Here is a 22,842-nt window from a genome sequence, read left to right as displayed (position 1 = left end):
CACCCCCATGGGTGAATTCGACCTGATCGCACGCTACTTCAAGCGCCCCGCCAAGCGCTCCCCGCTGGGCGTGGGCGACGACTGCGCATTGCTCGCGCCGGCCGCGGGCATGCAGCTCGCCGTTTCCTCGGACATGCTGGTCGAGGGACGGCACTTTCTTTCCACCGTCGAGCCGGCCCGGCTGGGCCACAAGGCGCTGGCGGTGAACCTCAGCGACCTGGCCGCCTGCGGTGCGAAGCCACTGGCCTTCACGCTCGCGCTGGCGCTGCCCGGCGTGGACGAGCCGTGGCTCGAAGGCTTCTCGCGCGGCCTGCTCGCGCTGGCCGACGCGCACGGCTGCGAGCTGGTAGGCGGCGACACCACGCGCGGCCCGCTCAACATCTGCATCACGGTGTTCGGCGAAGTGCCGGCCGGCGCGGCGCTGCTGCGCTCGGGCGCGCGCGCGGGCGACGACATCTGGGTGAGCGGCACGCCAGGCGAGGCTCGGCTGGCGCTCGAAGTGTTCCGGGGCACGATCGTGCTGCCGGCGGACGCCTTCGATACGGCGCGCAGGCGCATGGAGCAGCCTACGCCGCGCGTGGCGCTCGGGCAGGCCCTGCGCGGCATCGCCACTTCGGCGGTGGACGTGAGCGACGGGCTGATCGGCGACCTGGGCCACATCCTCGCGTCGAGCGGCGTGGGCGCCACGCTCGACGTGGACGCGGCCACCGCGCTGATCTCGGTCGACACCGGCAACCTGGGCGAGGAGCTGCGCCGCACCTGCGCGCTTTCGGGCGGCGACGACTACGAGCTGGTCTTCACCGCGCCCGCCTCGGCGCGCAACGCGGTCGGGCAGGCAGGCATGGACAGTTCAACGCGCGTCACGCGCATCGGCCGCATCGAGGCCGACGCCGGCCTGCGCATCGTCGACGCGGCCGGCGCGCCGGTGTCACAGCGCTTCGGCTCGTTCGATCATTTCGTCTAGTTTTCCTGCAATCCCTCTCTTTCGGGAAACACCGAGGAACCGGCTTTGCCGGGCCTCAGGTGTTGCCCCCGGAAGGGGGTTGGCGAAGCGACACGAAGTGCGCGCAGCCTGGGGGAGAGCCTATCCTCCGCGCACCACGGCCTGCATCTTCTGCTGAGCCGCGTTGATGGCCGCCGACTGCCCGTTGAGCTGCTGCAGCATCTTGTTGAGCTCGGCCTGCACCGTCGGGTCGGTCACGGCGACGCTGCTGCCGCTGATCTGGATCTTCGACTTGTTCTTCTCCATGAAGTCGCCGATGGCCAGCGCGCTGTCGAACACGGTGTCGAGCGCGGGGAACACTTCCTTGAAGGTGGCCGAGGGCGTGGTCACGGTCTTGGCGTAGGCCTTGTCGTAGACCTGCTTCAGGTCGTCGGGCTGCTTGAGCTGCGCGTGCGCGGCGTCGGCCCTGGCGGACTGCTGGTCGAGCGCGGTGCGCAGGCCGCCGAGGCCGTCCTTGGCGGCCTTGAGGTCGTCGCGGCGCGCGGGCAGGTCGGCGATGGAGCGAAGCGCGCCCTTGGCCATGATCTGCGTCATGGGCTGGCTCACCGACTTGTTCATGCCTTCGTTGAAGTCGGTGATCACCGCGTAGTGCTGCGCGTAGTCGCCGAACGAGGCCTTCTCTTCGGCCGTGGGCACCGGCACGCGCAGGCCGGGCTTGTCGAGCACTCGGGTCTGCAGGAAGGAGATGAAGGCCTTGCGCTGCTCGGCCTCCTTGTTGCCGCAGGCCACCAGCGCGAGGCTGAAGGCGACGAGGAGCGACATGGCCCCGAGACGTTGAATGAAAGTTCTCATGGGCCGGGCCCCCTCTGTAGTTGTTCCGGAAAAATTATAGGGAGCGCTTCAGCGCGTCGATGAATGCGCGCGCGGCAGCCGAGAGCGAGTGGCCGCGCTTGGTGACGATGGAGATGTCGCGCGCCACGCGCGGCGAGCTCAGTACCTTGATGACCAGCGAGGAGTCGGCCTCCGCGCGCGCGAAGGCCGAGGGCATGATCGACGCGCCCATGCCGGCTGCCGTCATCCAGATGGCGGTGGAGAGGAACGACACCTCGTTCACCACGTCGAGCGCCACGCCCGCCTCGGCGGCGGTGCCGTCGATGAGCGGGCGCACGCCGTAGCCGGGGCGCACGGTGATGACGGGGTGGCCGCGCAGGTCGCTCCAGCGCACCACGCGGGGCTTGGCCAGCGGGTGGTCTTCGCGGCAGACCACGGCGAGGTGGTCGCGCATGAGGCGCTGCACCTCGACCTCCGCGCCGGGGCGCTCGGGCGTGCCGATGCCGAAGTCCACGTGCTCGCCGATGATGCGCGAGATGAACTGGTCGGGCGCGCAGTCGTTCACCAGCACGCGCACGCCGGGGTGCTGCTCGTTGAAGGCGCGCATGGCATCGGGCAGCAGCAGGGCCGCGAGCGTGGGCGTGATGGCGAGCGTGACGCGGCCGCGTTCGAGCGCGGCCAGCTCGCGGAAGTCGTTCGACAGCGAATCCACGTCGCGCAGGATGCGCTCGACCGTCGACACCATCTGCTCGGCCGCCGCCGTGGCCTTGAGCGAACGCGTGGTGCGGTCGAAGAGGCGGGTGTCCAGCCCCTCCTCGAGCTGGCGGATCAGCATGCTCACCGCCGACTGCGTGACGAACAGCCGCTGGGCCGCCGCGCTGAGCTGTTTCAGCTGGTAGACGGCGAGGAACGCGCGCAGCTGGCGGATCGTAGGACTGAAGTTCGCATTCATCAGCAAAGATGATATTTCATTAGAAATTTCTTGATTTACGAATGAATCCGCCCATCGTTCAATCATCGAAAAGACACATCACATTCAAGGAGTCCTGATGGCCGCTGCACCTCTTGCCCCCGGGAAGAGCGCGCTTCGCCGGCAGCTGCTGCTCACCGCGGCGGGCGCGGCGCTGACCGGCGGCAGGAGCTTCGCGCAAACGCTTTCGTCCTCGCCACCGCCATCCCAGCCTCCCGCTGGGGACTTCCCGAACAAGCCCATCCGCCTCGTCGTGACCTTCCCGCCCGGCGGCAGCGCCGACGCGGTGATGCGCCTCTTGGTGCCCCGGCTCAACGAGAAGCTGGGCCAGCCCGTGGTCATCGACAACAAGCCCGGCGCGGGCGGCAACGTCGGCCTCTCTCTGGTGGCAAAGACGCCCGCCGACGGCTACACGCTGGGGCTTGGCGCGGCGGGCGCGCTGACGGCCAACGTGAGCCTCTATCCGCAGATGCCCTTCGACCCGGTGAAGGACTTCAAGCCCGTGGGCATGGTCGCGGCCACGCCCTTCGTGATCGTGGGACATCCTTCCATCGCCGCGCGCACGCAGCGCGAGCTGATCGCGCTGGCCAAGGCCAGCCCCAGCACGCTCTCGATCGGCCATGGCGGCAACGGCACGGCCATGCACCTGTCGGCGGCGCTCTTCGCGCAGATGGCCGAGGTGAAGTTCGTCGAGGTGCCCTACCGCGGCTCGGGCCCGGCGGCGCTCGACGCCATCGCGGGGCAGATTCCGCTCGCGCTGGTCGACCTGCCCGCCTCGCTGCAGCAGATCAGGGCCGGCAAGCTGATCGCCTTCTCGGTGACCAGCGCGCAGCGCGTGCCGATGCTGCCCGAGGTGCCCACGGTGGCCGAGGCCGGCCTGCCCGGCTACGACTCCACCGGCTGGTTCGGCGTGGTCGCGCCCGCAGGCACGCCGGCGCCCATCGTCGCGCGGCTGAACGCCGAGATCAACGCGGCGCTGGGCGACGAGCAGATCAAGGCCACGATGCGCAACCTCGGTGCCGAGCCAGCGCCGACCTCGCCCGAGGCCTTCGAGGCCTACATCCGATCCGAGACGAAGAAGTGGGCGAAGGTGATCCAGACCGCCCGCATCCGGCTCGACTGACGACACCGCCGCCAGAACATGACCGACCTCGACCACACCCGCGCACTGCAAGCCGACGTACTGATCATCGGCGCCGGCCCGGTGGGCCTCACGCTGGCCATGGACCTCGCCTCGCGCGGCGTCTCGGTCGCGATCTGCGAGACGCGCCGCTTCGCAGAGCCGCCGAACGTGAAGTGCAACCACGTGGCCTCGCGCACCATGGAGCAGTTCCGCCGCCTGGGCGTGGCGCAGAAGCTGCGCGATGCGGGCCTGCCTGCCGACTACCCGAACGACGTGGTGTTCCGCACCAGCGTCACCGGCACGGAGCTCACGCGCATTCCCATTCCGTGCCGGCGCGACCGCTACACCGAGACCGAGGGCCCCGACGCATGGTGGCCCACGCCCGAGCCGCCGCACCGCATCAACCAGATCTACCTGGAGCCCATCCTGTTGAAGCACACGGCCGCGCTGCCTGGCGTGCAGCTGCTCAACCGCACGCAGTTCGCGGGCTTCACGCAGGACGACACGGGCGTGACCGCGATCGCCACCGACATGGACAGCGGCGTCACGCGCAGCATTCGCTGCCGCTACATGGTGGGCTGCGACGGCGGCTCATCGGCCGTGCGCAAGCAGATCGGCGCGAAGCTCGAGGGCACGGCGGTGATCCAGCGCGTGCAGTCCACATTCATCCGCGCGCCGGGGTTGCGCGCGCTGATTCCGGGCAAGCCGGCGTGGTCGTACTACGCGATGAACCCGCGCCGCTGCGGCACGATGTTCGCCATCGACGGGCGGGAGACCTGGCTGGTGCACAACCACCTGAACGCCGAGGAGCCCGAGTTCGATTCGGTCGATCGCGACCGCTCGCTGCGCGAGATCCTCGGCGTGGGCCCCGACTTCGAGTACGAGATCATCAGCAAGGAAGACTGGATCGGCCGCCGCCTCGTGGCCAACCGCTTCCGCGAGGGCCGCGTATTCCTCGCGGGCGACGCGGCGCACCTGTGGGTGCCCTACGCGGGCTACGGCATGAACGCGGGCATCGCCGACGCGCTGAATCTCTCGTGGCTGCTGGGCGCCGTGGTGCAGGGCTGGGGCGACGAAGCCATGCTCGACGCCTACGAGGCCGAGCGCCTGCCGATCACCGAGCAGGTGTCGAACTTCGCGATGAACCACGCGCAGAAGATGATCCGCGCGCGCCGCGCCGTGCCGCACAACATAGAGGAACCCGGCCCCGCCGGCGACGCGCTGCGCGCCGAGATCGGCCACGAGGCCTACGAGCTGAACGTGCAGCAGTTCTGCTGCGGGGGCCTGAACTTCGGCTACTTCTACAGCGGCTCGCCGATCATCATCGCGGACGGCGAGCACATGGCGCCGCCCTACTCCATGGGCGAGTTCACGCCTTCCACCGTGCCCGGCTGCCGCGCGCCGCACTTCTGGCTGGCCGACGGCCGCTCGCTCTACGACGCCTTCGGCCCCGGCTACACCATGCTGCGCTTCGACCGCAGCGTGGACGTGCGCCCGCTGGAACGCGCCGCCGCCGCCTACAACATGCCGCTCACCGTGCTCGACATCGAGACGGAAGAGGTGCCCAAGGCCTACACCCACCGCCTCGTGCTGTGCCGCGCCGACCAGCACGTGGCCTGGCGCGGCGCGCACCTGCCGGCCGAGGTCTACGACCTGGTGGGCATGCTGCGCGGCGAGGGCAAACGCATCCGCGCGCGCCGCAAGGCGCTGGCCTGGGAAGGCGTGGTGGCCTGAGCTACTGCTTTCACCAGCTGCGCCGCGCGACGACGCGGTACGCGAGCCATGCCGCGGCGGCCGGCGCGAACGCGAATCCCGCGAACAGCCACACGGCCGCCGATTTCGCCCCTTCAGCGCCGCCCGGCACGCTGAGCCCCGCCGCGTTCGCCACCAGCCCCGCCACCGCCGCGCCCACGGCCATGCCGTAGAGCTGCACGGTGGTGATCGAGGCCGAGGCCAGCCCCTGCTCGCCCTTCGGCGCCAGCGACATCACGCGCGTGATCAGGTGCGGCCAGCCGATGCCCACGCCGAGCCCCACGGCCGCCAGCGCGATGGCGATCAGCACGGTCTCGAATCCCGCGTCCATCTCACCCGGCGAAGGCAGCAGCCATGCGAGCGCCAGCAGCCCCAGCGTGCAGGCCACCGGTCCGGCGCGCAGCATGCGGTCGGCGCCCGCGCCGGTGCGGCCCGAAGACAGCAGCGAGCCCGCGCTCCAGCCGCCCGCCATCGCGGCCGTGAGATAGCCCGCCGCCAGCGGCGAGTGGCTGTGCAGCAGCTGCAGGAAGTACGGCACGAAGATTTCGGTGGTGCTGCCGATCAGCAGCAGCGCCACGCTGGCGTAGATGGCGCCCAGCGGCGCGCTCACGGCGTAGGCGCCGTGCGGCAGCACGCGCACGGCGGCGCGGCTGTCGATGCGGGTGGCAGCGAAGCCGATGGCCAGCCCCGCCGCCACGCCGGCGGCCTGCCAGCGCAGGTCGGGCACGAGGCCGCTGGCCGCGATGGCGAGCACCGAGGCCGCGAGCAGGCCGATCTGCAATGCCGGCACGCGCGGCGCGGCGGCGGGCCGCTCGTGCTTCACGCCCATCGACGGCCGCAGCTGCACGAGCACCAGCAGCGCCTGCCCCGCCGCCACCGGCAGCAGGAACCAGAAGGCCCAGCGCCAATGCCCGGCCTGCGCGAAGAGCCCGCCCACGGCCGGCCCGCACAGCGTGGCCACGCCCCACATGCCCGACACCAGCGCCACTGCGCGCGGCCACAGCCGCTGCTCGAACACCAGCTGGATCAGCCCGTAGCTCAGCGCCGCGAGCAGCCCGCCGCCCAGCCCCTGCACCGTGCGGCCGGCCAGCATCCACGGCATGGCCGGCGCGAGCGCGCAGCCGACCGAGCCGGCGCCGAACACCGCCAGTGCCGCCAGGCAGGCGCCGCGCGGGCCCAGCACCGCGAGCAGCCGCACCGACAGCGTGGCGCCGAGGATCGAGCCGATCACGAAGAGCGTGGTGCTCCAGGCGTACCAGTCGAGCCCGCCGATCTCGCGCACCACCGAGGGCAGCACGGTGGTCACGATGTGGACGTTGACTGCATGCAGCGCGACACCGCCCGTGAGCGCCAGCGCGCGCCAGCCGTTGCGGCCGCTGAAGAGCTCGCTCCAGGCGGCGGTGGAGGACGGGGGATGCAGGGCGGCGGAAGAAGAGGAGGAGGAAGAAGGAGAAGACGCGGAAGCCATGGCGCAGGCCGGAAGGCCAGAAGAAGCGGAACGAGCCCGGATACTAGGCGCCGCCAACAAATTAAACAAGCTATTGCTTTGATAAATAAAACATCACCGGACCGACCCACCTCCGGATGCGCGACACTCCTTTCCCGATGCAAGCCGCTTCCCCCAATACTTCGTCCCCGTCTTCCTCCTCGTCCACCACGACTTCCGGCGCCATGCCCCGACCACCGATGCGCCGCGCCACGCTGCGCTTCCTGCTGTCCCACCCCGCGCACTTCATCGCGCTGGGCTTCGGTTCGGGCCTCTCGCGCCTGGCACCCGGCACGGTGGGCACGCTGTGGGCCTGGGTGGCGTTCTCGGTGATGCAGCTGTGGTTCACGACGGCCACCATCGGCTGGATCATCGCGGCCTCGCTGCCCATCGGCTGGTGGGCCTGCACCGTGACCGCGCGCGACATGAACGTGGCCGACCCCAGCCCCGTGGTGTGGGACGAGGTGATCGCCTTCTGGATCGTGCTGTGGCTGGTGACCCCCGCAGGCCTGCTCGCGCAGACCGTCGCCTTCCTGCTCTTCCGCTACTTCGATGCCGCCAAGCCCGGCCCGGTGGCCTGGGCCGATGCGCTCTTCAAGCAGCGCGACGCCGTGCGCGTGAGCTGGTGGCGCGCGGGCTTCGGCATCATCCTGGACGACCTGGTGGCGGCCTTCTGCACGCTGCTGGTCATCGCGCTGTGGCGCGCGTGGTGAGCATCATCGATTCCTCTTCTTCCCCTTCTCCTCTCCCATGCAACTGAAGAAAGCCCTCGCGGACCACGACACGCCCGAACTCGTCGTGGTGCTGGCCGAGCTGCTGCAGAAAAAGGGCTGGATGCTGGCCACCGCCGAGAGCTGCACCGGCGGGCTGATCGGCGCGGCCTGCACCGACCTGGCGGGCTCGAGCGCGTGGTTCGAGCGCGGCTTCATCACCTATTCCAACGAGGCCAAGACCGAGCTGCTTGGCGTGGACGCCGGCGTGATCGCCGCGAACGGCGCGGTCAGCGAGCCGGTGGCGCGGGCCATGGCCACAGGCGCAATCGCGCATTCCCCGCCCTCGCGCGTGGCGCTGGCCGTAACCGGCGTGGCCGGCCCCACGGGCGGCACGCCGGACAAGCCGGTGGGCACGGTGTGGTTCGGCTGGTCGGTCGATGGCGCGGTGCGCGCCGAGCGCCGCCGTTTCGATGGTGACCGGGCCACGGTGCGCGCGGCGACGGTGCACCACTCGCTGCAGACGCTGGTCGAGCTGCTGCTCGCGCGCTGAGCCTGGAATTCAGGCCGTCATGAAGTCGGCCAGCGGCCGGCGCGGCGCGGGCGGCACCGGCGCCATCGGATAGCCGAGGCGGCACATCATCTGCACCGTGGGGCTGCGCCTGTCGCGCGGCGGCGCGGTGCCCAGCAGCATGTCGTGCGCGGCGGCGTGGTGCGGCGCCATTTCGGCGAATTCCTCCAGCGGCTGGCTCATCGGGTGCATGCCCAGGCCCAGGTCGGTGGCGCGCAACTGCTGGCGCACGTAGGCGCGGCCTGCCGCGATCTGCTCGGTTCGGCTGTTGCCGCGCGTGCTGAGCCAGATGAAGCCCATCGCGGTGTTGGCCTGGTCCTCGAAGAGCTGCAGGGTCTGGCGGAACGACAGGCTCTCCTCGGAAGCCGGCGTGCGGCGGTCGAACTGGCCCAGCGCGACGGCGATGCGCAGTGCCGGGTCGTTCAGCGAGAAGCCGTCGCGGTGCGCGAGGATTTCCTGAGGCCCGACGCGCAGCAGCCTCAGGTTTTCCATCGCCGTGCCGGGGGTGGTGAGCTCCACCCGCGCGGCCTCGGCGCAGAGCTTGCGCAGCGGCAGCACCCGCGCCATGTCCACCGTGCCGGCCGAGCTCACCATGCCGCCCGTGGGCACCATCGAGGCCAGGCCCTGCAGGATGTCGGCCGACACCGGCCGCGTGAGGTCGAAGCGCTGCTTGGGCGTGCGCCGCCGCAGCACCTGCGCGAAGAGCGGATCGGGCACGCCGCCGCCCGCCAGCCGCAGCCGCGCCACCGGAATGTGCGGCCAGCGCAGCGGCTCGCCGCTCAGCTCGCCCTGCGGCCACAGCTGCACGCTGGCCTGCAGGCCGTGCTGGGCGAGCGCCATCACCAGCAGCTCGATGAAGGCGCCATGGCCGATAAGCACCTGGCGGCCGAAAGGGTCGGTCTCGGGCTGCACGCGCTCCCGGTCGCAATACACCACGATGGCGTCGGGCTCGCGCAGGTCTACCAGCCAGGGCTGGCGGTTGTAGGCGGTGGGGGCGGTGACGGCGTAGGCGACCGCGCGCTTGCGCAGGTCGGGCTCGTCGCCGGGGCCGTTCCATATCTCCAGCGCGGCGGCCGGCACTTCCGAGTTCAGCCACCAGGTCGCCAGCGCGGCCGCACCCGCCGCCACGACAACGCCGCCTCCCAGCAGCCGGACAAAGTTTCTACGCTCATCCATTGCGCGGATTATCGAAAGCGGGCCACCGGTTAACAATGGCTTAAGCTTCCATAACTGCTATGCAGAACTGAATACCCGATGAGAGCGGACAACGACCTGGGCTTCGACTGGCGGCTGGTGCGCGCATTCCTGGCCGCGCTCGACCACGGCAGTCTGCTGAAGGCTGCGCGCGCGACGGGTACCAGCCAGCCGACGCTGGGGCGCCACATCGCGGAACTGGAGTCGCAGCTGGGCGTGATGCTGTTCGAGCGCACCGGCCGCGGCCTGCAGCCGACAGCCATGGCCGAGCGACTGGCGGACTCGGCCCGCGCCATGGAAAGCGGCGCGCAGGCGCTGTCGCGCAGCGTGTCGGGCGCCAGCGCGCAGACGGCGGGCTCGGTGCGCATCTCGGCCAGCCAGGCCACCGCGCGCCAGATGCTGCCGAGCCTGCTGGTGCGCATGCGCCAGGAACTGCCCGAGATCCAGGTCGACCTGGTGTCGACCAGCGAAAACAGCAACCTGCTGCAGCGCGAGGCCGACATCGCCATCCGCATGTCGCAGCCCACGACGGCCACGCTGGTGGCGCGCCGCATCGGCAGCTTCGCGCTGGGCGCCTTCGCCCATTCCGACTACCTGCGCCGCCGGGGCACGCCACGGCAGACCTCCGATCTGTACCGGCACGACGTGCTGGGCTACGACAGCATCGACACCATCATCCGGATGTCGGCCCAACTGGGCACGCCGCTGCAGCGCGAGCATTTCTGCTTCCGCACCGACGACATGGGCGCCTACTGGGAGGCGCTGCGGCAGGGCATGGGCATCGGCTTCGTCAGCGAATCGCTGGCGCGCACCGACAGCGCCGTGGTGCGGGTGCTGCCGCAGCTGAAGATCAGGTCGCTGCCGGTGTGGCTCGCGGTGCACCGCGAGATCCGCACCGACCGCCGCATCCGCGCCGTCTATGATTTCCTGGCGCGCAACATCCCCGCGTCCATCTAGACGCCGCGCCACGCCCACAACCAACGCCAAGAGGCCTCATGACCGCAGCCACCAATGCCCAGACCATCGAGCGCTTCTACAGCGCCTTCGCCAAGCTGGACGCCCCCACCATGGAAGCCTGCTACGCACCCGACGCGGTGTTCGACGACGAGGCCTTTTCGCTGCGCGGGCGCCGCGAGGTGGGCGGCATGTGGCGCATGCTGGCCGGCGGCACCAGGGCCAAGGGCGCCGACGTGTGGAAGCTGACCTGGCGCGACGTGAAGGCCGACGACAGCACCGGCAGCGCACACTGGGACGCGCACTACCGCTTCACCGCCACCGGCCGCATCGTGGACAACAGCATCGACGCGCGCTTCACCTTCACGCCCGACGGGCTGATCGCCACGCACCGCGACAGCTTCCCCTTCTGGACCTGGTCGCGCCAGGCGCTCGGCACGCCGGGCCTGCTGCTCGGCTGGTCGCCCATGCTGCGCAAGAAGGTGCGCGCCACCGCCGCAGCCAACCTCGCAACCTTTCTCGCACGACAGCCATGAGCAACACCAACGACACCGCCCTCGCCTTCTCCAACAACGAAGCCCAGCACCGCTACGAGGCCACGCTCGACGGCAAGCTGGCCGGCTATGCCGAATACAACCTGCTGACCGACGCGATCATGTTCACCCACACCGAAGTGCTGCCCGAGTTCGAGGGCAAGGGCGTGGGCTCGGGCATCGCGAAGCACGTGCTCGGAGAGGCGCGCGCCAAGGGGCTGCATGTGATTCCGGTGTGCCAGTTCATCGCGGGCTACATCCGCAAGCACCGCGACTATGTCGACCTGGTGCGCCCCGACATCCAGCGCGCCTTCAAGATTTGAACAGGGCTCGCCCCCAGGCTGCGCGCACTTCGTGTCGCTACGCCACCCCCTACCGGGGGCAACGCCTGTGGCCCGGCAGAGCCGGTTCCGCGGTGTTCCCTGATCAGGCCGAAGAATTCTTCGGCGCGGGCAGCCACGCGAACGCCGCGATGCCCGCGACCAGCAGCGCGGCGATGGTCGCCAGCACGGCCGTGAGCGGATCGGCGCCATGCGCCGCCGCAATCGATGCGGCCACGCCCGTGCCCCACTGCATCAATGCCACGCCGAGGAACATCGCCATCGTGAAGACGGCCATCGCGCGGCCGGTGAGCGTGGCGGGATAGGCGCCGCGCACGTCGGCGTACTGCCAGACGATGAAGCCCGAGAGCACGCCGATCAGCACCATGCCGGCGATGTCGAGCCAGGCCGAGTGCAGCACCGCGATGAGCGCGAAGAGGCCCGCGTAGCCCAGGCCGCAGACCAGGATCCAGCGGCGGCGCGAGACGGCGTCGCTGCGGTCGAGCCGGCCGAACAGCGGCGCGCCGACGAGCGAGATCACCGACACCGCCAGCGCCACGTTGCCGCTCTGCACCAGCGAGTAGCCGTGGCGCTCCATCATCAGCGGGCCCAGCCAGAGGCCGCGCAGCGAGATGAAGGCGGCGTAGGTGACGGCGCCCAGCACCATGATGCCCAGCGTGTGCGGCATGGCGAAGAGCGCGCCGAACTGGCGGATGGCCTCGGGGACCGACTCGCGCTTGCCCGCCGAGGCCGTGGCGGGCTCGTGCACCCAGAACCAGATCGCCAGCCACGCCAGCGCCGCGGCGAGAGCCAGCACCAGGAAACCCGCGCGCCATGAATACGCCTGCACCAGCCAAGCCAGAGGCGTGCCGGTGACCAGCATGCCCACGCCGCCGATGGCCAGCACCATGCCCGACACGGTCGCGAAGCGCGCCGGCGGAAAGTGCCGCGCGATGAACACCGTGCACACCAGGAAAGCCGGCGCGCAGCCCACGCCGATCAGCGCCTGCCCCGCCACCAGCACCAGGTAGCTGGACGACACCGCCGACAGCAGCGCCCCCGCGATCGCGACAGGAAAGGCAACCAGCACCGTGCGGCGCACGCCGTGCAGGTCGATGCCGATGCCCATGAAGAGCTGCATCGCGCCGAACGCAAAATGAAAAGCCCCCGAGAAGATCCCGAGGGCCTGTGCGGAAAGATGGAAATCGGCCTGCAGCGGGCTCGCCATGATGGCGCCCACCGTGCGGAACGCCTGGCTCAGCGCGACCCCGGCGCACAGCGCCAGGACCATCGCCCAGGCCGCGCGCGGCGTCAGGGGCGCAGCATCGCCGGCGGTGCCGCTGTCAGGTGGCACCGTGGCACTTCTTGTACTTTTTGCCGCTGCCGCAGGGGCATGGATCGTTGCGGCCAGGGGTTGCTTCCTTGCGGATGGTCTCGGCCTTCGGCCCGAGGCTCTTCCAGAGCTGGCGCAGGTCGTACACCGCCCAGATGGCGGCGCCGAAGTCATCGAGCCGCTGCTGGCTCACGCTGGGCGGTGCCTCGTCGCTGTACATCGACAGCACGGGCTTGCCGGTGTCGTCCTCGGTGAGGGCGACGATGTTGTCCAGCGCGTCGTTCAGCATGCGCGCGGCGTCCTTGTCGCGCGGCTCGGCCCAGTCCTCGGGCCAGTTCTCCACGGCGTACATGAAGCCCAGCGCCCAGACCTGGGCGAAGGAGGGAATGGCCTCGCCGGCCACTTCTGCGCGCTCTTCCTCGGGCAGGGAGGCGATGGCGCCGCGGGTGTCGAGCACCTCGGGCTGCCAGCTGCGTTCGTCGTCGAGGGTTTCAACGGGGGCGTCGAGGCCCTCCTCGATCTCGATCCAGCGGCGCTTCCAGTTCCAGACGAACTCCATGTGCTGGGCGGACGAGAAGCTGTCGCCCAGCAAAACGGGCCAGTATTCGGAGGGCATGATGGGCCGGCGGGTGCAGATCAGGGCGGCCATGAAGCCCTCGCAGAACTCCCACTGGGGGATTTCCTCGTCGTGCTCGCGCATGGCGTCGAGGGCCTGGTCGAGGGCGTCGAAGTCGTCGGGACCGAGGGGGGTGCGGGCGGCGGGGGTGCTGTCGGAGGGCGAAATGGGGTCGGGAATGGTCGTCATGGCAAGTTCGAGGCAGCCCTCTATGATGCAGCAGGCCACGGTCGAGACTATTTCTTCTATGCCCACGATTATTCCGTTTCCGACGCGCTACAGCGCCTTCGCCCTGTGCGTGGTCGGTCTGGTGGCCTGCCTGGCCTTCGTGCTGGTTTCGCCGCACCTGTGGCTGGCCTGGATCGGGGTGGCGGTTTTCGCGGTACTCACAGGTACCGGCGTACACGACCTTCGGCAGGCCCGGCACGCCATCCTGCGCAACTACCCGGTGATCGGCCACCTGCGCTTCCTGCTGGAGTTCATCCGCCCCGAAATGCGGCAATACTTCATCGAGAGCGACTCCGAGGCCGCGCCCTTCTCGCGCGCCCAGCGCTCGCTGGTGTACCAGCGCGCCAAGGGCGACCCCGACAACCGCCCCTTCGGCACGCAGATCAACGTGACCATCGCGGGCTACGAGTGGATCAACCACTCGATGCGGCCGACCAAACTGGCCGGCCACGATTTCCGCATCGTGATCGGCGGCACGCCGCAGCCGGCCGGCGCGAACCCGGCGCAGATCTGCACGCAGCCGTACAGCGCCAGCGTGTTCAACATCTCGGCCATGAGTTTCGGCGCCCTGTCGGCCAACGCGATCCTCGCGCTCAACAAGGGCGCCAAGTTGGGCGGCTTCGCGCACGATACCGGGGAAGGCTCGATTTCGCAGCACCATCGCGTGCACGGCGGCGACCTGATCTGGGAGATCGGCTCGGGCTACTTCGGCTGCCGCAACGACGACGGCAGCTTCAGCGAGGAGCGCTTCACCGCCAACGCGCGCGACCCGCAGGTGAAGATGATCGAGATCAAGCTGAGCCAGGGCGCCAAGCCCGGCCACGGCGGCGTACTGCCGGCCCCCAAGGTCACGCCCGAGATCGCGGCAGCGCGCGGCGTGCCGGTGGGCGTGGACTGCATCTCGCCCGCCTCGCACAGCGCCTTTTCCACGCCTACGGAAATGATGCATTTCGTCGCCCGGCTGCGCGAACTCTCGGGCGGCAAGCCCACCGGCTTCAAGTTCTGCCTGGGCCATCCGTGGGAATGGTTCGGCATCGTCAAGGCGATGCAGGCCACCGGCATCACGCCCGACTTCATCGTGGTCGACGGCGCCGAGGGCGGCACCGGCGCGGCACCGGTCGAGTTCAGCGACCACGTGGGCGCGCCGCTGCAGGAAGGGCTGCTGCTGGTGCACAACACGCTGGTGGGCGTGAACCTGCGCCACCGCATCAAGATCGGCTGCGCCGCCAAGGTGATCACCGCCTTCGACGTGGCGCGCATGATGGCGCTGGGCGCCGACTGGTGCAACGCGGCGCGCGGCTTCATGATGGCCCTGGGCTGCATCCAGGCGCAGAGCTGCCACACCGGCCACTGCCCCACGGGCGTGACCACGCAGGACCCGCTGCGCCAGAAGGCGCTGGTGGTGCCGACCAAGGCCGAGCGGGTGCAGAACTTCCATCGCAGCACGCTGCACGCGCTGCAGGAGCTGGTGCAGGCCGCGGGCCTGGACCATCCGCAGCAGATCACCGCGCACCACATCGTGCGCCGCATTTCCGACACCGAGGTGCGCCTGTTGAGCAACCTGGTGATGCAGGTGCAGCCGGGCGCCCTGCTCGGCCCGCTCGACGAGCAGCACAATGTCTTCCGTACCTACTGGCCGCTGGCCAGTGCAGAGAGTTTCCAGCCCGTCACGCAGGGCCCGCAGGGGCTGGTGGCGGGTTTCGCAATGGCCGCATGAACCCACTGAGTAGAGGCGCCAGCCGGCGCCCGCAAACGCGCAAGGGCGCAGCTTCGGCGCCCGCGCCCCTTGACGCGATTTCTCCCAGCCCGCCCGCGCCCGGCGACTACGCCGAGTTCCTGCGCGCGACCCTGCCGCAGCAGCAGAAGAACGTGGCCAGCCACCGCTTCGGCAGCGAGCGCGTGTGGCTCAAGAAGGCCGGCCCGCGCCACGGCAAGTGGGGCTACCGCGTGATGGCGGCAGTCGCGCGCATGGCGCGGCTGGACATCATCAAGCCCGTGCCCAACCCCGGCGGCGAGGCCGCCATCGCCACCGAGGCGCGCCGGCTCAAGCAGCTCGCCGCCGCCGGCCTGCGCGTGCCGGTGGTGCTGGCGCAGCAGCCCGACGGCCTGCTGATTTCCGACCTCGGCGAAAGCGGCCGCGCGACCGTCGTGCTGCAGGAGCGGCTCGACCAGGCCGCGGCCGCCGGCCCCGCCGCGCTGCTGTCGGTATGGCGCGAAGGCCTCGCCGCCATCGCCGCCGTGCACGTGCGCGGCCAGCACCTGAGCCAGGCCTTCGACCGCAACCTCGTGCAGTGCCCCGACGGCGTGATCGGCTACATCGACTTCGAGGACGACCCCGCCGAGGTCATGACCCTGGCCGAATGCCAGGCCCGCGACTGGCTCAGCTACCTGCACTCCACCGCCATGATGCTCGAGGCCGCCGCGCCGCAGGCCGCAGGCCAGCACTGGCACGCGGCCCTGGCCGGCGTGGGCGAAGAGGTGCGCGAGCGCATCGCGAATGCCGCGCGCCGCATGAAGTGGGCACAGAAGCTGCCGGCCAGCCGGCGCTGGGGGCGCGATACGCAGCGTGTGCGGGCCGTGGCGCGGCTGCTGGGGCGGTGGCATCTGCAGCCTGGCAATGGGGTGCAGCACTAGCGGCGACTGGACGCGGCGAGGCGCTTGCGGCGGCATCTGCGGAACAGTCGGTTGCCGAGCCAGCCGCCGATGACTGCGCAAAGGGCCTGTACCGCAAGAGCGATGGCGAAAGCCTGCGACAGATCGCTCTCACTGCGGGCTTTGTGCATCTCGTACCACTGGCCGATGGGGACGAGCACGCCCTTAGTCACCAAGAGGCCGAGCCCCAGAGCTCCGACCAGGATACAGAACAACTGGCCGAGCAACCTCGTCGGGCCCGCCGCGCTCACGGCAGATGCCGCTTCTGTCGCCACTTGCGAAACAGCCAATCACCGAGCCAACCTCCAACAATCAATGCAGCAAGTTGGACAGCAAGTGCAACCATGTACGCTCGGCCCAGGTCGTCATCGTTCTGTGCGAAGTTGATCTCGTACCAGTGCCCTACAGGTCCAATGACCTTGTAGACAACGAAGCCAAGCGCAAGGGCTCCCACCACGATGGAAAGAATGCGGGCGACGAGTCTCATGGCACGTACCAGAACCAGATGGCTGAGGCCTTTCGGTAGTCGGTCATGAAGCCCTCCCAGGACAGATGCAGCTGTATGCGAAACCACGATGAAAAGGGCGTCATCCGGGAACCGCTCCAGAGATCAATGTGGTCACCCTGCCGCCCCTCGCCCCAATAGTTCTGGACGAACACGATACCCGTGCGCCCCGCGATTTTCTCGAACCCGTCCTTGCCCGAGTACTTCTCGGTGCGAGACATCAGACCGGCCTTGCCCGAGTCCAGCCAGTTCGCCAGCTCCTGGGCCCTGATCGGGTACTTCGGGCTGTCCTTCTGCCACGAGTAGACGCCCGGAAAGCTGCCGAGGCTCAGGCTGGAGCGGATGAATGCCGCTCCAACGTTGATGGCACATTGATCCTTGTAGATGTTCTTGTCCAGCAAGGCATCATCGCCCTTGATCGTCGGGTGGTTTGCCCAGAGGGCCGCGAAGGATGGCTGCATGATTTCCAGTTGCTCGAGGCAAGCGGAACCCCGCGATGCCGTCACCGCAACCCCTCGCCCTGCTGAAAATGTAGAGCCGCTTCCAGCAAATTCGGTGATGAAAAGGTTGTCAATTGATTCCTGACGCCAGGAACCAACATCGCCGCTAGCCCGCGTACGCCGCCTGCACCACCACCCCGCGCAGCGCCAGCCTCTTCTTCATCGACAGCACCGCCCGGTCCTTGCTCAGCAGCAGCGCCCTGTGCGCCACGGCAAGGTCGATGAAGATCTGGTCGTCGGGGTCGCTGCACACGCAGGGCGCGCGCGGCGGCGTGCCGTCGAGCATGCGCACGCGTGTGTCGAAGTCGGCGAGCACCGCGGGCGGCTGCAGTTCGCGCTGGGCCATGCGCCGGGCGATCAGCGGGTAGCCCAGCACGCGCTGCAACTCCGTGCGCATGGCGGCGGTGGCCAGCCAGCTCAGTTCGCCGGCGGCGAGCCGCTCGGTCAGCGGGCCCCACGCGGGGTCTTCGAAGACCAGCAGGTCGAGCGCGATGTTGGTGTCAATGACGACAAGGCCGATGGTGGGATCTGTCAATGTCATGGAATGTGCGGGAAAACAGCGCCGATGTTGCACCATGCGATGCTGCGGTCAGCACGCCGTTAGCACGCCGCCAGCCTGGCAGACGACAATCGGGGCTTCCGCCATCCTTCTCACCCATCCCTCCTTCATGAAACGCCTCCCGCTGCTGTGCCTTGCCCTGCTCGCATCCGTGGGCGTGCGGGCCGAGTGGCTGACGCTGGCGGGCACGCCCGGCGACGACAGCGGCAGCTACGTTCAGGTCGATCCGACCAGCGTGGAGGCCGACGGCTCGAAGCGCGCGGTGAGCCTTCGCATGAGCCTGCCGCAGGACCACACGGGCCGCGAGGGCATCAAATACCGCTCTTTCCAGGCCCAGGCCAAGGTGGACTGCGAGACCCGCAGCGCGCGCTATGTGAGCGCCACCTACTACGGGCATCCGAACTTCGTCGGCGAACCGATCGCGGTGCGGCATTTCGAGGACGGCGACGTGCGGCCCGTGACGCTGGCCGGCGCGCTGGACCTCGTCACGCGCACCATCAACGCGGCCTGCGCCGTGCGGCCGAAGGAGCCCAAGGAACCGCCGCAGCAGCAGCCCAGGCCCGAGGGCGAGCCCGCGCTACCTGCGCGCTGAACCCGCGACCATGTCGAAGCGGAACAGCCGGCATTCGATCGGGCCGTTCCACATCGGCACGCGGCGCGACTCCTTCAGGCGCATCTGCCTGGGCAGCTTCAGGTCGGGCGTGAGCACCCAGGCGGTCCAGCCGGCGTAGTTCTTCTTCCAGTGGGCGGCGAGCTGGGGGAAGAAATCGCTGCCGTCCTCTTCGGAAGACTGCGCCGTCTCGCGCGCGCCGGGACGGCCCGCGCCTGCCACGCCGCCCACGGCGATGCGCTCGCCGTACGGCGGGTTGAGCATGATCACGCCACCGCCCTCCACGGGCGGCATGCGCTGCAGCGCGTCGCCGCCGCGGAACTCGACGGCCCGCGCCACGCCGGCGCGCTCGGCATTACGCTGGGCGAAATCGACCATGCGGTGCGACACGTCGGAGCCGAAAACCGCCGGGGCGCCGTCACCGGCCACGGCCGCCTCGGCGTCCTTGGCCTCCTGCCTGATCGCCGACCACACGTGCGCCTGGAACGGCAGCAGCTTCTCGAAGCCGAAGCGCCGCAGCGATCCGGCGGCGATGCCGCTCGCGATCTGCGCCGCCTCGATGGCGATGGTGCCGCTGCCGCAGCAGGGGTCGTACAGCGGCTGGCCCGACACCTCGCCGGTCTCGGGGTTCCACCAGCCACTGGCGGCCAGCATGGCGGCTGCCAGGGTTTCCTTCAGCGGGGCGTCGCCCTTGTCCTGGCGCCAGCCGCGCTTGAAAAGCGGCTCGCCGCTGGTGTCGATGTAGAGCGTGCAGGTGTCTGTGGTCAGGTGGGCGAACACGCGGCAGTCGGGCCACTGGGTCTCGATGCTCGGGCGCACGCCGTTGGCCTTGGCGCGGAAGCGGTCGGCAATGGCGTCCTTGATGCGCAGGGTGGCGAAGTTCAGGCTCTGCAGCGGGCTGTGCTGGGCGGTGGTCTCGATCTTGAAGGTCTGCTTCGGTGTGAACCAGATCTCCCAGGCCACGCCGCTGGCAATGGCGTAGAGGTCGTTCTCGTTGCGGTAGGGGGCGTGGGCCAGCTCGACCAGCACGCGCTGTGCCAAGCGGCTGTGCAGGTTGAGCTTCAGGCCGTCGCGCCAGCCGGCGCGCACGCGCACGCCACCGCGCAGGGAGAGCAGGTCTTGCCCGGCGCGGCCGGTCAGGGCGTGCACCTCCTGGGCCAGGAATTCCTCGACGCCGGCGGCGCAAGGCAGGAAAAAGGAGAGATCGTTCACGGAAAACTGGCTACCGGTAAGCCCGAAGCCCGACTAGGGGACTCCATTGTCGCCGCGACGCGAACCTTCCTCTATATAGTCAATTTTGCCGATGACCCCCACGCCCGCATCTCCGCCCGCACCGGCCGCCGCCGGCAACGGCGACCGCTTCGCGATCCAGTGCGAGGTGCTGCGGCTGTCGATCCGCCCCATCGGGCCGGTGCTGCTGGCCCAGTACCTGCTGAACTGCGGCGTGGCGGCGCTCTTCGCCTGGCAGGTGTCGCTGGCGCGCGCGCTGGCGTGGATCGCGCTCATCACCGGGGTGACGGTGATGCGCGGCTTCTTCCCGCAGCGCCTGCCCGAGCCCTTCACGCCCGCCTCACTGCGCGAGGCCCAGCGCACGCACACGCTGCGCACCGCCGTCTGGGAGCTGGCGCACGGCCTGGCCGGCGTGCTGCTGTTCGACCCGGCCAGGGCCGACCTGCAGCTGCTGCTGGGCCTGATCATCATGGGCATGACGCTGTCGTCGGCCTTCTCGGTGTCGTTCTACACGCCGGCCACGCAGCTCGCCATCACGCTGCTGCTGGCGCCGATCATCGTCACCGGCCTCTGGCTGGGCGCGCCGGTGATGGCGGCAGTGGCGGTCATCGGCATCGGCCTGACCGCGATGATGTGGAAGCTGGTGGCCGAGCGGTCGCGCCAGCTCGAGGAAAACATCGGCCTGCGCCTGAACGAACACCGCCTGCGCGAACAGGCCCTGGTCGGCCTTCGCGCCTCCGAGCAGGCGCAGGCAGAGCGGCTGCGCTTCTTCTCGGCCGCCAACCACGACCTGCGCCAGCCGGTGATGGCCATCGGCCTGCAGGCCGAGGTGCTGCGCCAGCAGCTGAACGACGGCGCGAGCATGGAGGCGGTGCAGCACACGGTGGGCTCGCTGGCCCGCGCCCAGCAGGCGCTGGAGGGGCTGACCAACCAGCTGCTGGAAATCGGCCGCATCGAGGCAGCCGTCGATCCGCTGCGGCCGACCAGCGTGGCGCTGGCGCCGCTGCTGCACGAACTGGCGCGGCAGGCGGGCCACGGCCGCGTGCTGGTGCGCTGCCCGCCGGATGCCATTGCCTGGAGCGATACGGTCTCGCTGCGCCGCGTGCTCGCCAACCTGGTCGACAACGCGGTCAAGTTCACGCCGCGCGGGCGCGTGCTGCTGGCGGTGCGGGCCCGCCGGCGCGGCACCGGACAGGCCTGGCGGGTGGAAGTGCGCGACAGCGGCATCGGCATCGCCCCCGAAGCGCAGCAGCGCGTGTTCGACGACTTCGAGCAGATCGGCAACGTGGAGCGCAACCTGCAGCGCGGCCACGGGCTGGGCCTGGCGATCGTGCGGCGGCTGGCGGCGCAGTTGGGCATCGAGGTGACTCTGCGCTCGGCGCCGGGGCGGGGCTCCGTGTTCGCCTTCGAGCTGCCTGCCGCGCCCGAGGGAGCGATGGGGGCGACGGTGTCTCCGCCGCCCGCCACGCCGGCCGCAGGGCAGGACGACGGCACCGACGCTGCGCGCACGCTGCGCCCCGGCCTCGCGGTGCTCGTGGTGGAAGACAACGCGGTGGTGGCCGACAGCCTCACGGCCCTGCTGCGGCAATGGGAGGTGGAACCGCGCGTCTACGGCAGCGCGGCCGAGGCGCTGGCGCTGGCCGACCTGCATGCGCTCGACGCGGCGCTGTGCGACATCCGCCTGCCGGGCGCGCTCGACGGCATCGCGCTGGCCGAGCGGCTGCAGCGGCAGAAGCCTTCGCTGGCGATCGCGCTGATCTCGGCCGACATCAACGAGGCCACGCAGCGGCTGGCCGCCGAGCGCGGCTGGCATGCGCTGCGCAAGCCGGTGCAGCCGGAAGAGCTGCGCCGGCTGCTGCTGGGCGCGCAGCAGCAACGGACGCGCAGCTGACACCGGCGCCGGGGATCGACCTGGCACGGCCCGTGCTGACATCGCTTCCGGGATATGCTCCGCGCACAGGCCGCCGCCCTGCCTCCGATGTCCACCGACACGCCTTCCACCCTTCCTGCCGCCGGCTCGCGCGGCCTGCGCTACGACCCGTTCGCCATCGCGCTGCACTGGCTGCTCGCGGTGCTGATCGTCGGCTCCTTCGGTGTAGGGCTCTACATGACGGGGTTGCCGTTCTCGCCGCTGCGGCTGAAGGTCTACAACTGGCACAAATGGGCGGGCGTGACCATCCTCGCGCTGTCGGCGCTGCGGCTGCTGTGGCGGCTGGGGCATCGGCCGCCGGCGCTGCCGCCGGGCACTTCGGGCCTGCAGAAGGCGGGCGCCCGCGTCAGCCACACGCTGATGTACCTGCTGTTCTTCGCGGTGCCGCTGTCCGGCTGGGCCTACAGCTCGGCCATGGGCATGCCGGTCTCGTGGTTCGGCATGCTGGCGCTGCCCGACTTCGTGTCCACCGACCATGATTTCGCCGAGGCGGTGCTGCAGCCGCTGCACCGCAACTGCGCCTTCGCGCTGGCGGGCATCACGCTGCTGCACGTGGCGGCTGCACTCAAGCACCACTGGATCGACCGCGACGATCTGCTCAAACGCATGTGGCCCGGGCCACGCCAGGAATCTGCCGGATCATGAGTTCACTTACTTCTCGCCTTCCTTCCCGATTTCTCCCGCCGCTGCTCGCGCTTGCAACCGTATTGCCGGCCGCTGCAGGCCCGGCGACGCCGCCCGGCGCGAAGCTCGTCGCCGACAAGAGCCAGATCGTGTTCGTCACCAGGCAGATGGGCGTGCCGGTGGAAGGCAGCTTCAGGAAGTTCGACGCGCAGGTGGCCTTCGATCCGAAGAAGCCCGAGGGCGGCAGCGTCGCGCTGCAGATCGACACGGCCAGCGCCGGCTTCGGCGTGCCGATGAGCGACGCCGAGCTGCCCAGGCAGCCGTGGTTCGACGCCGCGCACTTTCCGCAGGCGAGCTTCCAGTCGAGCGCAATCAAGGCGCTGGGCGAAGGCAGGTTCGAGATGGCGGGCAAGCTCACCATCAAGGGCATCGCCAGGCAGGTGACGGTGCCGGTCAGCATCGCACCGGCGCAGGGGAGCAACTACTCGGTGGCCACCGGAAGCCTTACGATCCAGCGGCTCGACTACAAGGTTGGCGAAGGCGAATGGACCGACACCTCGGTAGTCGGCAACGAGGTGCAGGTGCGCTTCAGGTTCACACTCGCGGGGCTCGGTCCCCTGTGAGGCCGCAGCCCCTTCCTTCCTCACACGGACATCCCGAATTTCTTC

Annotated in this window: 25 protein-coding genes; 14 read left to right on the top strand and 11 right to left on the bottom strand. The window is 69.8% G+C overall.

Translation table 11 applies throughout. The annotated features are described in order from the left end of the window. Nucleotides 1-7 precede the first annotated feature (7 nt). A complete protein-coding gene (gene thiL / locus ABL843_RS03140; RefSeq protein ID WP_418118939.1) occupies nucleotides 8-964 on the top strand; it encodes a thiamine-phosphate kinase in 957 nt (318 codons plus the stop codon). Nucleotides 965-1,084: 120 nt separating this feature from the next. Here thiL and ABL843_RS03135 read toward each other — a convergent pair whose 3' ends face one another. Together ABL843_RS03135 and ABL843_RS03130 are read right to left on the bottom strand one after the other, a co-directional pair. Continuing rightward, on the bottom strand, nucleotides 1,085-1,795 hold the full coding sequence (locus ABL843_RS03135) for a DUF3053 domain-containing protein (RefSeq protein ID WP_418118938.1): 711 nt from the start codon (nucleotides 1,793-1,795) through the stop codon (nucleotides 1,085-1,087). A gap of 34 nt (nucleotides 1,796-1,829) precedes the next feature. Next, nucleotides 1,830-2,726, bottom strand: coding sequence for a LysR family transcriptional regulator (locus ABL843_RS03130; protein ID WP_126022175.1), 897 nt, complete (start codon nucleotides 2,724-2,726; stop codon nucleotides 1,830-1,832). Between the two features lie 97 nt (nucleotides 2,727-2,823). Here ABL843_RS03130 and ABL843_RS03125 point away from each other — a divergent pair, with 97 nt between their 5' ends. Beyond that, nucleotides 2,824-3,867 (top strand): tripartite tricarboxylate transporter substrate binding protein, encoded by a 1,044-nt coding sequence (locus ABL843_RS03125; protein WP_418118937.1) that lies wholly within the window; start codon nucleotides 2,824-2,826, stop codon nucleotides 3,865-3,867. Between the two features lie 18 nt (nucleotides 3,868-3,885). Further along, complete coding sequence (locus tag ABL843_RS03120; RefSeq protein WP_418118936.1) at nucleotides 3,886-5,601, top strand: FAD-dependent oxidoreductase; 1,716 nt, start codon at nucleotides 3,886-3,888, stop codon at nucleotides 5,599-5,601. A gap of 10 nt (nucleotides 5,602-5,611) precedes the next feature. Here ABL843_RS03120 and ABL843_RS03115 read toward each other — a convergent pair whose 3' ends face one another. Further along, entirely contained in the window at nucleotides 5,612-7,087 is a 1,476-nt protein-coding gene (locus ABL843_RS03115) for an MFS transporter (RefSeq protein ID WP_418118935.1), read from the bottom strand. Nucleotides 7,088-7,290: 203 nt separating this feature from the next. Between ABL843_RS03115 and ABL843_RS03110 the strand changes: the two genes are divergently transcribed. After that, nucleotides 7,291-7,818, top strand: a complete 528-nt coding sequence (locus ABL843_RS03110; protein WP_184639985.1) for a phosphatidylglycerophosphatase A — start codon at nucleotides 7,291-7,293, stop codon at nucleotides 7,816-7,818. A gap of 37 nt (nucleotides 7,819-7,855) precedes the next feature. Next, nucleotides 7,856-8,368 carry a CinA family protein gene (locus ABL843_RS03105; RefSeq protein WP_418118933.1) on the top strand — a complete coding sequence of 171 codons (513 nt, stop codon included), beginning with the start codon at nucleotides 7,856-7,858 and terminating at the stop codon, nucleotides 8,366-8,368. 9 nt (nucleotides 8,369-8,377) lie between these two features. Here ABL843_RS03105 and ABL843_RS03100 read toward each other — a convergent pair whose 3' ends face one another. Then, nucleotides 8,378-9,562, bottom strand: a complete 1,185-nt coding sequence (locus ABL843_RS03100; protein ID WP_418118931.1) for an Acg family FMN-binding oxidoreductase — start codon at nucleotides 9,560-9,562, stop codon at nucleotides 8,378-8,380. A gap of 78 nt (nucleotides 9,563-9,640) precedes the next feature. Between ABL843_RS03100 and ABL843_RS03095 the strand changes: the two genes are divergently transcribed. The 3 genes from ABL843_RS03095 to ABL843_RS03085 are packed head-to-tail and all read left to right on the top strand — an operon-like array spanning nucleotide 9,641 to nucleotide 11,390. Continuing rightward, nucleotides 9,641-10,537 (top strand): LysR family transcriptional regulator, encoded by an 897-nt coding sequence (locus tag ABL843_RS03095; protein ID WP_126022182.1) that lies wholly within the window; start codon nucleotides 9,641-9,643, stop codon nucleotides 10,535-10,537. A 38-nt stretch (nucleotides 10,538-10,575) separates the two neighbouring features. Continuing rightward, entirely contained in the window at nucleotides 10,576-11,070 is a 495-nt protein-coding gene (locus ABL843_RS03090; protein WP_184639991.1) for a nuclear transport factor 2 family protein, read from the top strand. Further along, nucleotides 11,067-11,390, top strand: a complete 324-nt coding sequence (locus ABL843_RS03085; RefSeq protein WP_126022184.1) for a GNAT family N-acetyltransferase — start codon at nucleotides 11,067-11,069, stop codon at nucleotides 11,388-11,390. Before ABL843_RS03090 ends, ABL843_RS03085 begins: the two co-directional genes overlap by 4 nt. Before the next feature lie 103 nt (nucleotides 11,391-11,493). Here ABL843_RS03085 and ABL843_RS03080 read toward each other — a convergent pair whose 3' ends face one another. Both ABL843_RS03080 and ABL843_RS03075 read right to left on the bottom strand, forming a co-directional pair. Continuing rightward, nucleotides 11,494-12,678, bottom strand: coding sequence for an MFS transporter (locus ABL843_RS03080; RefSeq protein WP_184640564.1), 1,185 nt, complete (start codon nucleotides 12,676-12,678; stop codon nucleotides 11,494-11,496). Nucleotides 12,679-12,730: 52 nt separating this feature from the next. Then, entirely contained in the window at nucleotides 12,731-13,525 is a 795-nt protein-coding gene (locus tag ABL843_RS03075) for a UPF0149 family protein (RefSeq protein WP_184639993.1), read from the bottom strand. Between the two features lie 58 nt (nucleotides 13,526-13,583). Here ABL843_RS03075 and ABL843_RS03070 point away from each other — a divergent pair, with 58 nt between their 5' ends. Both ABL843_RS03070 and ABL843_RS03065 read left to right on the top strand, forming a co-directional pair. Further along, nucleotides 13,584-15,281 (top strand): FMN-binding glutamate synthase family protein, encoded by a 1,698-nt coding sequence (locus tag ABL843_RS03070; RefSeq protein WP_418118930.1) that lies wholly within the window; start codon nucleotides 13,584-13,586, stop codon nucleotides 15,279-15,281. Beyond that, nucleotides 15,278-16,198: a hypothetical protein gene (locus ABL843_RS03065; RefSeq protein WP_369659834.1), complete on the top strand. Its 921-nt coding sequence runs from the start codon at nucleotides 15,278-15,280 to the stop codon at nucleotides 16,196-16,198. The genes ABL843_RS03070 and ABL843_RS03065 overlap by 4 nt, the downstream gene beginning before the upstream one ends. On the opposite strand, the gene ABL843_RS03060 is transcribed toward ABL843_RS03065, so the two are convergent. The 4 genes from ABL843_RS03060 to ABL843_RS03045 all read right to left on the bottom strand — a co-directional run bounded on the left by ABL843_RS03060 (nucleotide 16,195) and on the right by ABL843_RS03045 (nucleotide 17,762). Next, nucleotides 16,195-16,467: a hypothetical protein gene (locus ABL843_RS03060; protein WP_418118929.1), complete on the bottom strand. Its 273-nt coding sequence runs from the start codon at nucleotides 16,465-16,467 to the stop codon at nucleotides 16,195-16,197. The genes ABL843_RS03065 and ABL843_RS03060 overlap by 4 nt on opposite strands. Further along, nucleotides 16,464-16,703 carry a hypothetical protein gene (locus tag ABL843_RS03055; RefSeq protein ID WP_418118928.1) on the bottom strand — a complete coding sequence of 80 codons (240 nt, stop codon included), beginning with the start codon at nucleotides 16,701-16,703 and terminating at the stop codon, nucleotides 16,464-16,466. Before ABL843_RS03055 ends, ABL843_RS03060 begins: the two co-directional genes overlap by 4 nt. Then, entirely contained in the window at nucleotides 16,700-17,182 is a 483-nt protein-coding gene (locus tag ABL843_RS03050) for a T6SS effector amidase Tae4 family protein (RefSeq protein ID WP_418118927.1), read from the bottom strand. The genes ABL843_RS03055 and ABL843_RS03050 overlap by 4 nt, the downstream gene beginning before the upstream one ends. A gap of 145 nt (nucleotides 17,183-17,327) precedes the next feature. After that, nucleotides 17,328-17,762, bottom strand: a complete 435-nt coding sequence (locus ABL843_RS03045; protein WP_418118925.1) for a PIN domain-containing protein — start codon at nucleotides 17,760-17,762, stop codon at nucleotides 17,328-17,330. 127 nt (nucleotides 17,763-17,889) lie between these two features. Between ABL843_RS03045 and ABL843_RS03040 the strand changes: the two genes are divergently transcribed. Then, nucleotides 17,890-18,372, top strand: coding sequence for a surface-adhesin E family protein (locus tag ABL843_RS03040; protein ID WP_418118924.1), 483 nt, complete (start codon nucleotides 17,890-17,892; stop codon nucleotides 18,370-18,372). On the opposite strand, the gene ABL843_RS03035 is transcribed toward ABL843_RS03040, so the two are convergent. Next, the gene (locus ABL843_RS03035) at nucleotides 18,358-19,602 is read right to left on the bottom strand and encodes a THUMP domain-containing class I SAM-dependent RNA methyltransferase (RefSeq protein WP_418118923.1); all 1,245 of its coding nucleotides are present in this window, start codon (nucleotides 19,600-19,602) and stop codon (nucleotides 18,358-18,360) included. The two genes, ABL843_RS03040 and ABL843_RS03035, sit on opposite strands and share 15 nt — an antisense overlap. 91 nt (nucleotides 19,603-19,693) lie before the next feature. Here ABL843_RS03035 and ABL843_RS03030 point away from each other — a divergent pair, with 91 nt between their 5' ends. The 3 genes from ABL843_RS03030 (at nucleotide 19,694) to ABL843_RS03020 (ending at nucleotide 22,797) form a co-directional block, all read left to right on the top strand. Beyond that, the gene (locus ABL843_RS03030; protein WP_418118921.1) at nucleotides 19,694-21,511 is read left to right on the top strand and encodes a hybrid sensor histidine kinase/response regulator; all 1,818 of its coding nucleotides are present in this window, start codon (nucleotides 19,694-19,696) and stop codon (nucleotides 21,509-21,511) included. A gap of 87 nt (nucleotides 21,512-21,598) precedes the next feature. Then, on the top strand, nucleotides 21,599-22,195 hold the full coding sequence (locus tag ABL843_RS03025) for a cytochrome b (protein WP_418118920.1): 597 nt from the start codon (nucleotides 21,599-21,601) through the stop codon (nucleotides 22,193-22,195). After that, nucleotides 22,192-22,797, top strand: a complete 606-nt coding sequence (locus ABL843_RS03020) for a YceI family protein (protein ID WP_184640013.1) — start codon at nucleotides 22,192-22,194, stop codon at nucleotides 22,795-22,797. Before ABL843_RS03025 ends, ABL843_RS03020 begins: the two co-directional genes overlap by 4 nt. The last annotated feature ends 45 nt before the right edge of the window (nucleotides 22,798-22,842 follow it).

The organism is Variovorax sp. 350MFTsu5.1 (genome assembly GCF_048302515.1).
Taxonomy (GTDB): domain Bacteria; phylum Pseudomonadota; class Gammaproteobacteria; order Burkholderiales; family Burkholderiaceae_C; genus Variovorax; species Variovorax guangxiensis.
The sequence above is the reverse complement of the archived record's forward strand: the minus strand, read 5'-3'. Positions and strand labels throughout refer to the sequence as shown.

Coding starts and splice junctions, on each gene's coding strand:
- thiL (WP_418118939.1), top strand. CDS start 8: ATGGGTGAATTCGACCTGATCGCACGCTACTTCAAGCGCCCCGCCAAG.
- ABL843_RS03135 (WP_418118938.1), bottom strand. CDS start 1,795: ATGAGAACTTTCATTCAACGTCTCGGGGCCATGTCGCTCCTCGTCGCC.
- ABL843_RS03130 (WP_126022175.1), bottom strand. CDS start 2,726: ATGAATGCGAACTTCAGTCCTACGATCCGCCAGCTGCGCGCGTTCCTC.
- ABL843_RS03125 (WP_418118937.1), top strand. CDS start 2,824: ATGGCCGCTGCACCTCTTGCCCCCGGGAAGAGCGCGCTTCGCCGGCAG.
- ABL843_RS03120 (WP_418118936.1), top strand. CDS start 3,886: ATGACCGACCTCGACCACACCCGCGCACTGCAAGCCGACGTACTGATC.
- ABL843_RS03115 (WP_418118935.1), bottom strand. CDS start 7,087: ATGGCTTCCGCGTCTTCTCCTTCTTCCTCCTCCTCTTCTTCCGCCGCC.
- ABL843_RS03110 (WP_184639985.1), top strand. CDS start 7,291: ATGCCCCGACCACCGATGCGCCGCGCCACGCTGCGCTTCCTGCTGTCC.
- ABL843_RS03105 (WP_418118933.1), top strand. CDS start 7,856: ATGCAACTGAAGAAAGCCCTCGCGGACCACGACACGCCCGAACTCGTC.
- ABL843_RS03100 (WP_418118931.1), bottom strand. CDS start 9,562: ATGGATGAGCGTAGAAACTTTGTCCGGCTGCTGGGAGGCGGCGTTGTC.
- ABL843_RS03095 (WP_126022182.1), top strand. CDS start 9,641: ATGAGAGCGGACAACGACCTGGGCTTCGACTGGCGGCTGGTGCGCGCA.
- ABL843_RS03090 (WP_184639991.1), top strand. CDS start 10,576: ATGACCGCAGCCACCAATGCCCAGACCATCGAGCGCTTCTACAGCGCC.
- ABL843_RS03085 (WP_126022184.1), top strand. CDS start 11,067: ATGAGCAACACCAACGACACCGCCCTCGCCTTCTCCAACAACGAAGCC.
- ABL843_RS03080 (WP_184640564.1), bottom strand. CDS start 12,678: ATGGTCCTGGCGCTGTGCGCCGGGGTCGCGCTGAGCCAGGCGTTCCGC.
- ABL843_RS03075 (WP_184639993.1), bottom strand. CDS start 13,525: ATGACGACCATTCCCGACCCCATTTCGCCCTCCGACAGCACCCCCGCC.
- ABL843_RS03070 (WP_418118930.1), top strand. CDS start 13,584: ATGCCCACGATTATTCCGTTTCCGACGCGCTACAGCGCCTTCGCCCTG.
- ABL843_RS03065 (WP_369659834.1), top strand. CDS start 15,278: ATGAACCCACTGAGTAGAGGCGCCAGCCGGCGCCCGCAAACGCGCAAG.
- ABL843_RS03055 (WP_418118928.1), bottom strand. CDS start 16,703: ATGAGACTCGTCGCCCGCATTCTTTCCATCGTGGTGGGAGCCCTTGCG.
- ABL843_RS03050 (WP_418118927.1), bottom strand. CDS start 17,182: ATGCAGCCATCCTTCGCGGCCCTCTGGGCAAACCACCCGACGATCAAG.
- ABL843_RS03045 (WP_418118925.1), bottom strand. CDS start 17,762: ATGACATTGACAGATCCCACCATCGGCCTTGTCGTCATTGACACCAAC.
- ABL843_RS03040 (WP_418118924.1), top strand. CDS start 17,890: ATGAAACGCCTCCCGCTGCTGTGCCTTGCCCTGCTCGCATCCGTGGGC.
- ABL843_RS03030 (WP_418118921.1), top strand. CDS start 19,694: ATGACCCCCACGCCCGCATCTCCGCCCGCACCGGCCGCCGCCGGCAAC.
- ABL843_RS03025 (WP_418118920.1), top strand. CDS start 21,599: ATGTCCACCGACACGCCTTCCACCCTTCCTGCCGCCGGCTCGCGCGGC.
- ABL843_RS03020 (WP_184640013.1), top strand. CDS start 22,192: ATGAGTTCACTTACTTCTCGCCTTCCTTCCCGATTTCTCCCGCCGCTG.